General features: G+C 58.3%; 11 protein-coding genes. 7 read left to right on the plus strand and 4 right to left on the minus strand.

Features of this window, described 5'->3' with window-relative positions; translation table 11 throughout:
• The 4 genes from tsaB to rnd all read left to right on the plus strand — a co-directional run.
• Positions 1-695: tRNA (adenosine(37)-N6)-threonylcarbamoyltransferase complex dimerization subunit type 1 TsaB (tsaB, locus tag QZ766_RS03045; RefSeq protein ID WP_297197103.1), on the plus strand; the 695-nt coding region annotated here is incomplete at its 5' end.
• A gap of 38 nt (positions 696-733) precedes the next feature.
• Positions 734-1,333 (plus strand): Slp family lipoprotein, encoded by a 600-nt coding sequence (locus QZ766_RS03050; protein WP_297197105.1) that lies wholly within the window; start codon positions 734-736, stop codon positions 1,331-1,333.
• A gap of 213 nt (positions 1,334-1,546) precedes the next feature.
• Positions 1,547-3,232 (plus strand): long-chain-fatty-acid--CoA ligase FadD, encoded by a 1,686-nt coding sequence (gene fadD / locus QZ766_RS03055; protein ID WP_297197107.1) that lies wholly within the window; start codon positions 1,547-1,549, stop codon positions 3,230-3,232.
• 86 nt (positions 3,233-3,318) lie between these two features.
• Entirely contained in the window at positions 3,319-4,434 is a 1,116-nt protein-coding gene (gene rnd, locus QZ766_RS03060; RefSeq protein WP_297197124.1) for a ribonuclease D, read from the plus strand.
• Between the two features lie 53 nt (positions 4,435-4,487).
• Here rnd and minE read toward each other — a convergent pair whose 3' ends face one another.
• Genes minE through minC form a run of 3 tightly spaced genes read right to left on the minus strand, consistent with a single transcriptional unit; the run spans position 4,488 to position 6,298 of the window.
• On the minus strand, positions 4,488-4,754 hold the full coding sequence (gene minE / locus QZ766_RS03065) for a cell division topological specificity factor MinE (RefSeq protein WP_297197109.1): 267 nt from the start codon (positions 4,752-4,754) through the stop codon (positions 4,488-4,490).
• A gap of 3 nt (positions 4,755-4,757) precedes the next feature.
• On the minus strand, positions 4,758-5,570 hold the full coding sequence (gene minD / locus QZ766_RS03070) for a septum site-determining protein MinD (RefSeq protein WP_297197110.1): 813 nt from the start codon (positions 5,568-5,570) through the stop codon (positions 4,758-4,760).
• Between the two features lie 23 nt (positions 5,571-5,593).
• Complete coding sequence (gene minC, locus QZ766_RS03075) at positions 5,594-6,298, minus strand: septum site-determining protein MinC (RefSeq protein ID WP_297197114.1); 705 nt, start codon at positions 6,296-6,298, stop codon at positions 5,594-5,596.
• A gap of 125 nt (positions 6,299-6,423) precedes the next feature.
• On the opposite strand from minC, the gene QZ766_RS03080 reads away from it, so the two are divergent.
• The 3 genes from QZ766_RS03080 to QZ766_RS03090 all read left to right on the plus strand — a co-directional run bounded on the left by QZ766_RS03080 (position 6,424) and on the right by QZ766_RS03090 (position 7,910).
• Positions 6,424-6,699 (plus strand): YcgL domain-containing protein, encoded by a 276-nt coding sequence (locus QZ766_RS03080; RefSeq protein ID WP_297197116.1) that lies wholly within the window; start codon positions 6,424-6,426, stop codon positions 6,697-6,699.
• Positions 6,700-6,718: 19 nt separating this feature from the next.
• Complete coding sequence (locus QZ766_RS03085) at positions 6,719-7,378, plus strand: fumarylacetoacetate hydrolase family protein (protein WP_297197118.1); 660 nt, start codon at positions 6,719-6,721, stop codon at positions 7,376-7,378.
• A 91-nt stretch (positions 7,379-7,469) separates the two neighbouring features.
• The gene (locus QZ766_RS03090; protein ID WP_297197120.1) at positions 7,470-7,910 is read left to right on the plus strand and encodes a YcgN family cysteine cluster protein; all 441 of its coding nucleotides are present in this window, start codon (positions 7,470-7,472) and stop codon (positions 7,908-7,910) included.
• Positions 7,911-7,975: 65 nt separating this feature from the next.
• Here QZ766_RS03090 and QZ766_RS03095 read toward each other — a convergent pair.
• On the minus strand, positions 7,976-8,851 hold an 876-nt coding region (locus QZ766_RS03095; RefSeq protein ID WP_297197122.1), incomplete at its 5' end, for a potassium/proton antiporter.

The raw sequence follows: 8,851 nt of genomic DNA on the forward strand, positions 1-8,851 counted from the left end.
TGCGAATTCTGGCTATTGATACCGCCACGGAGGCCTGTTCTGCGGCCCTGTGGAATGACGGTGCCGTCTCGGCTCACTTCGAGCTATGTCCCCGCGAACACACCCAGCGCATCCTGCCGATGGTGCAGGATATTCTCACCGCCGGCGATGTCCGCCTCACCGATCTCGACGCGCTGGCGTTCGGCCGCGGGCCGGGCAGCTTTACCGGCGTACGTATCGGTATCGGCATCGCGCAGGGCCTGGCGCTCGGGGCGGGCCTGCCGATGATCGGCGTCTCTACCCTGATGACCATGGCGCAGGGCGCGTGGCGGAAAACCGGCGCAACCCGCGTGCTGGCCGCTATCGACGCGCGAATGGGGGAGGTCTACTGGGCCGAATACCAGCGCGACGCGTCAGGTATCTGGCACGGCGAAGAGACCGAGGCGGTACTGAAACCGGAAGCCGTTAATGCCCGGTTGAAGCAGCTGGATGGCCAGTGGGCTACTGTAGGCACAGGCTGGCAGGCCTGGCCGGACATGGCCCTTAATACGCCGGTGGAGCTGCTGGACGGTGAGGTAACTTTACCGGCGGCCGAAGATATGCTTCCTGCGGCTTGCCAGCTGCTGGCGCAAGGTAAAACGGTAGCGGTAGAACACGCCGAGCCAATTTATTTGCGCAATGAAGTGGCGTGGAAGAAACTTCCGGGCCGGGAATGAATCTCACTGTTATAACATTGAGAGTCTAAGGAGCCGCTATGGCGAGTCGTACAAAGGTAGTGAATGGATTACTGGTGGGGCTGGCGATTGCTGTATTAAGCGGATGTGCCTCGGTTCCCGAATCAATCCGGGGCACCAGCGCAACGCCGCAGCAGGATCTGGTGCGGGTAATGGCGGCACCGGAGCTGTATGTCGGGCAGGAAGCGCGTTTTGGCGGTAAGGTTATCAGCGTCAACAACCAGCCCGGCAAAACCCGGCTGGAGATAGCTACCGTGCCGCTGGACGACGTGGCGCGCCCCGCGCTTTCGACGCCGTCTCTCGGACGCATTTACGCCGATGTTAACGGCTTCCTCGATCCGGTGGATTACCGCAACCAGCTGGTGACGGTTGTCGGGCCCATTACCGGCACTGAGAAAGGCAAAATCGGCAGCACCGAATATAACTACATGGTGATGCAGGTTATTGGCTACAAGCGCTGGCGCGTGGTGCAGCAGGTGATGAATACGCCGGGCTACATGGATCCCTTCTGGGGGATGGGCCCGTATCCGTGGCACCGCGGCTGGGGCTATGGCGGATGGGGCTACGGCGGCTGGTACGATCCGGGCCCGTCGCGGGTAGAGTCGATTGTGACAGAGTAAACTGTTAAACGTGATTTAAGAAACAGCGGCGCGTCCGCTGTTTCTTTTTTGTCGGAATATGGAACCGACTGATAAGAAAAATAAATAGTGACGCGCTTCTCAGCCTTAAATTCGTTTAATTAATAAACTGGTAGGATAAGTTAATATAGTGTTAACAACTTGTTTATTAGCGGGGCTGTGATGACGACGAATTCTCATTTCAGAGGTGATGTTTTGCAAAAGGTTTGGCTTAACCGCTATCCCGCCGATGTCCCGGCGGAAATCGATCCCGACCGTTATCAATCCCTGGTAGATCTGTTTGAGCAGGCCGCCAGCCGCTTTGCCGACCGGCCCGCGTTCGTCAACATGGGCGAGACCATGACTTTCCGCAAGCTCGAAGAGCGCAGCCGCGCCTTCGCGGCCTACCTGCAAAACGGCCTCGGCCTGCAAAAGGGCGATCGCGTGGCCCTGATGATGCCCAACCTGCTGCAGTATCCGGTGGCGCTGTTCGGGGTTTTGCGCGCCGGCATGACGGTAGTGAATGTTAACCCGCTGTATACGCCCCGCGAGCTTGAGCATCAGCTCAACGACAGCGGTGCCAGCGCCATCGTGATTGTTTCCAACTTCGCGCACACCCTGGAAAAAGTGGTGGCGAAAACCCAGGTCCGCCACGTTATTTTGACCCGCATGGGCGATCAGCTCTCGTCCACGAAGGGCACGCTGGTGAACTTTGTGGTGAAATACATTAAGAGGCTGGTGCCAAAATACCATCTGCCGGACGCCATCTCATTTCGCCGCGCGCTGCATGAAGGCTACCGCCTGCAGTACGTCAGGCCTGAAGTCGCAAGAGAAGATCTCGCTTTCCTGCAGTATACCGGCGGAACCACCGGCGTTGCCAAAGGCGCGATGCTGACCCACCGCAACATGCTCGCCAACCTGGCTCAGGTGCACGCCACTTACGGCGCGCTGTTTATTCCGGGCAAAGAGGTGGTGATCACCGCGCTGCCGCTGTACCACATATTTGCTCTCACCATGAACTGCCTGCTGTTTATTGAAATCGGCGGCCAGAACGTGCTGATCACCAACCCGCGCGATATTCCCGGCCTGGTAAAAGAGATGGGGAAATATGCCTTCACCGCCATTACCGGCGTCAACACGCTGTTTAACGCGCTGCTAAATAACAAAGAGTTTTCCCAGCTCGACTTCTCCTCTCTGCGCCTGGCGGCCGGCGGCGGGATGCCGGTGCAGCACGCAGTAGCCGAGCGCTGGGTTAAGCTTACGGGCCGCTACCTGCTGGAAGGCTACGGCCTGACCGAGTGCGCGCCGCTGGTGAGCGTTAACCCGCTGGATATCGACAGCCACACCGGCAGTATCGGCCTCCCGGTGCCGTCCACCGAAGTGAAGATGGTGGACGATGACGATAACGAAGTGCCCTTCGGCGAGCCGGGCGAGCTGTGCGTGCGCGGCCCGCAGGTGATGCTTGGCTACTGGCAGCGCCCGGACGCCACCGATGAAATCCTCAAAGACGGCTGGCTGCACACCGGCGATATCGCGGTGATGGACGAAGAGGGCTTTATGCGCATCGTCGATCGCAAAAAAGATATGATTCTGGTCTCCGGCTTCAACGTCTACCCCAATGAAATTGAGGACGTGGTGATGCAGCATCCCGGCGTTCTTGAGGTTGCCGCCGTCGGCGTCCCTGCCGAGAGCAGCGGCGAGGCGGTGAAAATCTTCGTGGTGAAAAAAGATCCGTCCCTGACCGAAGAGGCGCTGGTCACCTTCAGCCGCCGCCAGCTCACCGGCTACAAGGTGCCGAAGCTGGTTGAGTTCCGCGACGAGCTGCCGAAATCCAACGTCGGCAAGATTTTACGGCGAGAACTGCGTGACGAAGCGCGCGCTAAAGTAGACAATAAAGGCTGACGCTACGCTAAAAGCCGCCAACAACGCCGGGTGAACCGGCGTTTTTTATGGGCGCAAACGACAGAGAAAGCAGATTGAATTATCAGATGATTATTGACGACGCGGCCCTGAAAGCCGCCTGCGACGCCGCGGGCCGCGTTTCCGCTATCGCGCTGGACACCGAGTTCGTCCGCACCCGCACCTACTACCCGCAGCTGGGCCTGATTCAGATGTTCGACGGCGAACATGTTGTGCTGATTGATCCGCTGACCATCAACGACTGGTCGCCAATGCGCGATCTGCTGGTGAATAAAGAGGTCACTAAATACCTGCACGCCGGCAGCGAAGATCTGGAAGTGTTTCTCAATACGTTCGGGGTCATGCCGGATCCGCTGGTGGATACCCAGATCCTCGCCGCCTTCTGCGGCCGCCCGATGTCGTGGGGCTTTGCGGCGATGGTTGAAGAATACACCGGCATCGCCCTCGACAAGAGTGAATCCCGCACCGACTGGCTGGCGCGCCCGCTGACCCAGCGCCAGTGCGACTACGCGGCGGCGGACGTCTGGTATCTGCTGCCCATCGCCCACAAGCTGCTGGCGGAAGCCGACGGCAGCGGCTGGCTTCCGGCTGCGCTCGACGAGTGTAATCTGATGAAGCAGCGCCGCCAGGAAGTTACCGATCCGGCCGAGGCCTGGCGCGACATTACCAACGCCTGGCAGCTGCGCACCCGCCAGCTGGCCTGCCTGCAGCTGCTGGCGGACTGGCGGCTGCGCAAGGCGCGCGAGCGTGATATGGCCGTGAACTTTGTGGTGCGTGAAGAGCACCTGTGGAGCGTGGCGCGCTACATGCCGGGCAGCCTTGGCGAGCTGGACGGCCTCGGTCTGTCGGGCAGCGAAATACGCTTTCACGGCAGCACCCTGCTGGGCCTGGTAGAAAAAGCCAAAGCGCTGCCGGACGATGCGCTGCCCGCGCCGCTGCTCAATCTGATGGATATGCCGGGCTATCGTAAGGTGTTCAAAGACATTAAGGCGCTGGTGCAGGAGATCAGCACCGAGCAGGGCGTCAGCGCCGAGCTGCTGGCTTCCCGCAGGCAGATTAACCAGCTGCTGAACGCCCACTGGCAGCTCAAGCCGCAGGCCACGCAGCCGGAACTGATTTCAGGCTGGCGCGGCAAGATCATGGCCGACAGGCTTGCGGCGCTGCTGGCAAACTATCCGCGCTGAATGTGGGTTGTTTGAGGCAATAAAAAACCCTGGCGCGCCAGGGTTTTTTTATCTCACTTCGTCTCTTCCGCTTCCGGAAGCGTGACGTTGAGTTCAAGAATCGAGATGTCGCCATCCCGTTGCTCAAGCTGGACGCTTACCATCTCCGGGTCAATCTGCACATATTTACAGATGACGTCCAGAATGTCTTTGCGCAGCTGCGGCAGATAGTGCGGCTCCGCGTCGCTGCGGCGGCGTTCCGCGACAATAATCTGTAAGCGTTCTTTCGCGATGTTGGCTGTGCTTTTTTTTCGTGAGAGAAAAAAGTCGAGTAAGGCCATAACTTATCCTCCGAACAGGCGTTTGAGGAATCCTTTCTTCTCTTCTTCAATGAAGCGGAAAGGGCGTTCTTCTCCCAGCAGGCGATCAACAGTGTCGGCGTAAGCCTTGCCGGCATCGGCGTCGGCGTCAAGAATGACGGGTTCGCCCTGGTTTGATGCGCGCAGTACCGACTGATCTTCCGGGATCACGCCAACCAGCTTGATGCGCAGGATCTCCAGCACATCTTCCATGCTGAGCATGTCGCCTCTGCTTACACGGCCCGGGTTGTAGCGGGTCAGCAGCAGGTGTTCCTTAATCGGCTCCTGGCCATTTTCAGCGCGGCGGGATTTAGACGCCAGAATGCCGAGAATGCGGTCAGAGTCGCGCACGGAAGAGACTTCCGGGTTAGTGGTAATAATCGCTTCATCGGCGAAATAGAGCGCCATCAGCGCGCCGGTTTCAATGCCCGCCGGCGAGTCGCAGACGATGAAGTCAAACTCCATCTTTTTCAGCTCTTCGAGCACTTTTTCCACGCCGTCGCGGGTCAGCGCATCTTTATCGCGCGTCTGAGAGGCCGGGAGAATATAGAGATTGTCGGTACGCTTATCTTTAATCAGCGCCTGGTTCAGCGTGGCGTCACCCTGGATAACGTTCACGAAGTCGTAAACCACCCGGCGCTCGCAGCCCATAATCAGGTCCAGATTCCGTAGACCAATATCAAAGTCGATGACGACTGTCTTTTTTCCCTTCTGGGCCAAACCAGTAGCGATGGCCGCGCTGGAGGTGGTCTTGCCTACGCCTCCTTTACCCGAAGTCACAACAATAATGCGTGCCATAGAAATTCCTTGTTAAAAAGGGATCAGTTTAACGGTTCAATTGTCAAAGCAGCGTCGCTAAGACGCAGGCGCACTGCTTTGCCATAATAGTCGGCCGGAATGTTATCGCTCAGCCAGTATGCCCCTGCGATGGAGACCAGCTCCGCCGTAAGGTGGGTACAGAAAATTTGTGCTTCTTTATCGCCGCTGGCACCCGCCAGCGCGCGGCCTCGCATCATGCCGTAAACGTGAATATTGCCATCGGCAATAAGCTCTGCGCCAGCGCTGACGTGGCTGGTTACAATCAAATCACAGTTTGGGGCATAAATGCGCTGTCCGGAACGAACGGGGGTGTCGATCAATCGTGTTTTTGTGACCGGTGTAACAGTTGGCTCAGGCTCGGGTGTCGAAACGGGGGCGGGGGCAGGACGGACAACTTTTTCTTTCCCTTCAGTGAGTAAGGGTATTCCTGCCCGGTCGATTTCAGTTTTAAGCGCCGGGTCCTTGCAGCCGCTGACGCCCATAATGCGCAATCCGGTGGCGGCAATGGCCTGCTGAAGCGGAGACCACTGCGTGACGCCTGCCAGACTGCTGATATTCACTACCACCGGCGCGTGACGTAAAAAAGCCGGAGCCTCGGCGATTTTGTCTTCCAGCGCCTGACGAACAACGTCGGGATTTGCTTCATGCAAATGAACCACGGATAAGGTAAAGCTACTGCCTTTAAGTTCGATGGGCGTGTTTGACATCCTGGCCTTACTCAATTTCAATTTACCGACCGCGCCGCTGCGGCGATATTCCGAAGACTACCGGGCATGTTATAGTCCCTGATATACAGAGGCAAGTAACCACCGTCCAATTAAGAGTAAAAGTAATGTTTTGTGCAATTTATCGCAGTAGCCAGCGTGATCAGACCTATTTATACGTCGAAAAAAAAGACGATTTTTCCCGCGTGCCGGAAGAATTGCTGAAAAGCTTCGGCCGACCGCAGTTTTCTATGCTGCTGCCGCTGGACGGGCGTAAAACACTGGCCAATGCCGATCTGGATAAAGTGAAAGCCGCGCTGGTCGAGCAGGGCTATTATTTACAGCTTCCGCCCCCGCCTGAAAATTTATTAAAGCAGCATCTTCAGAGAAGCGGAAAACAATAACGCAACGGAGGGATGTGACATGTATCAGCATCATAACTGGCAGGGTGCGCTTCTGGATTACCCTGTGAATAAAGTGGTTTGCGTCGGCAGCAACTACGCAAAGCACATTCAGGAGATGGGCAGCGCCACGCCGGAAGAGCCGGTGCTGTTTATTAAGCCGGAAACCGCGCTGTGCGATTTGCGCCAGCCGCTGGCCCTGCCGGAAGGGCTGGGCTCGGTCCACCACGAGGTTGAGCTGGCGGTGCTGATTGGCGCAACCCTGCGCCAGGCTACCGAGGAGCACGTGCGCAAAGCGATTGTCGGCTACGGCGTGGCGCTGGATTTAACCCTGCGCGACGTACAGGCCCAGCTTAAAAAAGCGGGCCGCCCGTGGGAGAAGGCGAAAGGTTTCGATAACGCCTGTCCGATCTCCGGCTTTATTCCCGCCGCCGAATTTGATGACGATCCGCAGAACACCCTCCTGAGCCTGAAAATCAACGGCGAAGTGCGCCAGCAGGGCAGTACCGCGGACATGATCCATAAAATCGTACCGCTGATTGCCTACATGAGCCGCTTCTTCACGCTGAAGAGCGGTGATGTGATCCTCACCGGCACGCCGGAAGGTGTGGGGCCGCTGCACGGCGGTGACGAGCTGGAAGTGGGATTTAGCCGCTACGCGCTCTCCACCCGGGTGCTGTAATCCGCGTTTGCCGCCCCGATCGGGCGGCAAAACTTGCATCCGCGTGCCAGACTGGTTATAAGGTGCCCCTTATTTTACGGCGGATGAATCCATGACCACAGCACCCTTCTGGCAAACCAAATCTCTTGAACAAATGACCGACGCCGAGTGGGAGTCCCTGTGCGACGGCTGCGGCCAGTGCTGCCTGAATAAGCTGATGGATGAAGACAGCGATGAAATCTACTTCACCAACGTTGCCTGTAAGCAGCTGAACATCAAAACCTGCCAGTGCCGCAACTACGAGCGCCGCTTTGAGTTCGAGCCGGACTGTATCAAGCTGACTCGCGATAACCTGCCGACTTTTGACTGGCTGCCGCCGACCTGCGCCTATCGCCTGATTGCCGAAGGCCAGCCGCTGCCCGCGTGGCATCCGCTGCTGACCGGCTCTAAAGCAGCAATGCACGGCGAGCGCATCTCCGTGCGCCACATTGCGGTGAAAGAGTCCGACGTGGTTGACTGGGAAGATCACATCATTAATCACCCGCACCGCTAAAAAAACCGGGAGCGCGTGTTAACGCACTCCCGGCCTGAGAGATAACCTGCAATCGAACAGCGCTGCTACTCAGTGGTTTCCTCTGCCACGCGTACGCCCACCTTGCGCACGGCATTATCCTCTTTTTCCGCCACCGTCCAGACCATGCCGGCAAACTCAACCTGATCGCCTACTACCGGGGCCGCGCCCAGCAGATGCTGGATGATTTCGCCCAGTGACTGGCTGATATCAAGATTATCCCCGACGCTGTCCAGTCCGTAAATGGTGGCCACGTCGGAGAACTTCGCGCCGCCTTCCAGAATAAAGTCACCGAAGAAGCGCTGATCCAGCGCCACCGGCGGCGACTGGCTGAACAGCTTGCCGAGCATCGGCAAGTCGCGCTCGCGGCCAATTACGCACAGGATGTCGCCCTCGCGCAGCCGGGTGCTGCCGGACGGATGCAGCAGCACGTTATCGCGAAACAGCGCTGCAATGCGGGTATCGCGCGGCAGGTGCAGATCGCGCAGCGCCGCGCCCACGCACCACTTCTCGGCGCTGAGCTGATAGATAAACTGCTCCCACGGATTCTCCGGGTGAATATCCAGCCCGACGCGGGATATCGGCCAGCCTACCGGCGGCACCACCACTTTGGCCTTTTTCGCGGCCCAGGAGAGGGACGTGCCCTGCAGCAGCAGCGAAACCAGCACCACGAAGAACGCCACGTTGAAGAACAGCCGGGCATGCTCCAGCCCGGCCATCATCGGAAAGACCGCCAGAATAATCGGCACCGCGCCCCGCAGGCCGACCCAGCTAATAAATACCCGTTCGCGAAAGTTAAACCCTTTAAACGGCAGCAGCCCGGCGAAGACCGACAGCGGGCGGGCGACAAAAATCATCCACGCCGACAGCAGCAGGGCAGGAATAGCGATAGTGAGCAGATCCGACGGGGTCACCAGCAGGCC

Origin of the sequence: uncultured Pluralibacter sp. (assembly GCF_913775985.1) — a bacterium.
Classification (GTDB): Bacteria; Pseudomonadota; Gammaproteobacteria; order Enterobacterales; family Enterobacteriaceae; genus Pluralibacter.

Coding starts and splice junctions, on each gene's coding strand:
- rnd (WP_297197124.1), top strand. CDS start 3,319: ATGATTATTGACGACGCGGCCCTGAAAGCCGCCTGCGACGCCGCGGGC.
- minD (WP_297197110.1), bottom strand. CDS start 5,570: ATGGCACGCATTATTGTTGTGACTTCGGGTAAAGGAGGCGTAGGCAAG.
- QZ766_RS03080 (WP_297197116.1), top strand. CDS start 6,424: ATGTTTTGTGCAATTTATCGCAGTAGCCAGCGTGATCAGACCTATTTA.
- QZ766_RS03090 (WP_297197120.1), top strand. CDS start 7,470: ATGACCACAGCACCCTTCTGGCAAACCAAATCTCTTGAACAAATGACC.
- minE (WP_297197109.1), bottom strand. CDS start 4,754: ATGGCCTTACTCGACTTTTTTCTCTCACGAAAAAAAAGCACAGCCAAC.
- QZ766_RS03050 (WP_297197105.1), top strand. CDS start 734: ATGGCGAGTCGTACAAAGGTAGTGAATGGATTACTGGTGGGGCTGGCG.
- QZ766_RS03085 (WP_297197118.1), top strand. CDS start 6,719: ATGTATCAGCATCATAACTGGCAGGGTGCGCTTCTGGATTACCCTGTG.
- minC (WP_297197114.1), bottom strand. CDS start 6,298: ATGTCAAACACGCCCATCGAACTTAAAGGCAGTAGCTTTACCTTATCC.